The organism is Microvirga roseola (assembly GCF_020866965.1).
Classification (GTDB): domain Bacteria; phylum Pseudomonadota; class Alphaproteobacteria; order Rhizobiales; family Beijerinckiaceae; genus Microvirga; species Microvirga roseola.
In genome coordinates this window covers 1-1,225 of the sequence record NZ_JAJATX010000155.1, presented here as the reverse complement: position 1 = coordinate 1,225, position 1,225 = coordinate 1, and the positions used below count along the sequence as shown (strand labels likewise).

Annotated in this window: 1 protein-coding gene and 1 pseudogene; both read right to left on the bottom strand. The window is 59.5% G+C overall.

The window, feature by feature from the left end; all coding sequences use genetic code 11:
• Nucleotides 1-231 precede the first annotated feature (231 nt).
• A pseudogene (locus LG661_RS24625) lies at nt 232-522 on the bottom strand (IS110 family transposase); the annotation flags it as partial.
• Between the two features lie 82 nt (nt 523-604).
• On the bottom strand, nt 605-1,054 hold the full coding sequence (locus LG661_RS24620) for a MarR family winged helix-turn-helix transcriptional regulator (RefSeq protein ID WP_230534630.1): 450 nt from the start codon (nt 1,052-1,054) through the stop codon (nt 605-607).
• Nucleotides 1,055-1,225: the final 171 nt, after the last annotated feature.

Genomic DNA, 1,225 nt, shown 5'->3' with positions numbered 1-1,225 from the left:
TGTGTGGACGGCGCCTGCGTGGCAAGAGGGCTCTTGGTGTTTTGACGCTTTGGTCGGGTGCAGCCATGTGTTCGGCCTTGTCGTGCGGTCCACATGACCGCTGGCCCTGATGAAGTTCGCGGATCAGCTCCCCATCGTTTATGCTGCGTCTGAACGCAACAGCCTTCTCGGGCTCGTCTGATCCCCGGCTCGACCGGTTCGTCATCACACCATCACCACCTCACCAATCCTGCAAACGCCCTCGGCATCAAGGGCATCGCTTTTGCCGCGTTTAACATACGGTTTGACGTAAGTGGCGGGCACCAGCCGAACCTCATGGCCAAGGGCAGTCAGCTCCCGCGCCCAGAAGTGCGCCGTGGAGCAGGCCTCCATCCCGATCAGGCAAGGTGGCAACCGGCAGAAGAAGCTGATCATCTCACTGCGACGGAGCTGACGGCGGATCAGAACCTGTCCTGCATCATCAATGCCGTGGACCTGAAACACGTGCTTGGCGATATCGAGACCAACTGTCGTGACTTGCATCGGAGCGGCTCCCTGTCTGGCGCTGAGGCAATCACCCTATATGAAGGGCACTGCCGGGAGCAGGCGCCGTCCACTCCATCATTTATGGAGCGGCCTGCTCTTTGATCCCGTCGCGGAGGGCGACGAGGGCGTCGCGCAGCTCCTCGATCTGCACGTTGGACGCCGCCATGATGGCGGCGATCTCGTTCGGCACGACCTTAGCCTTGGTCTTCAAAGACCGGCCCTCCTCGGTGAGGCTGATGCGCACCACACGCTCATCCTGCGTGTCCCGGACCCGCTTCACGAGACCTGCCGCCTCAAGTCGCTTCAGTAGGGGGGTAAGCGTGCTGGTTTCCAGCAGCAGTTGCTCGCCGATCTCGCCCACCGTCTGGCCGTCCTTCTTCCACAGGCACACCATGGCCAGGTACTGCGGATAGGTCAGGCCGAGCCGATCCAGGATCGGCTTATAGGCACGGCCAATCGCGCTGTTGGCGGAATAGACCGCAAAGCACAGGAAGTTGGACAGGTCGAGGTCGACAGGGGCTTTGGTCATGGCAAGGGCTCGCATCGAAACGGGCGAATATATATCGCTTGCGACATAATAGCAAGCGCCATTATTGCATAGCTGACCTGCGCTCGATTATGTTGTATGCGATATAATCGTATCCTATAAAAGGTTCACTGACACGGTAATCCCCACCGAACGTCACAGCCTCTCAACCCT

Excerpts from the sequence above, each read along its gene's own strand:
- LG661_RS24620 (WP_230534630.1), bottom strand. The coding sequence starts at position 1,054 with ATGACCAAAGCCCCTGTCGACCTCGACCTGTCCAACTTCCTGTGCTTT.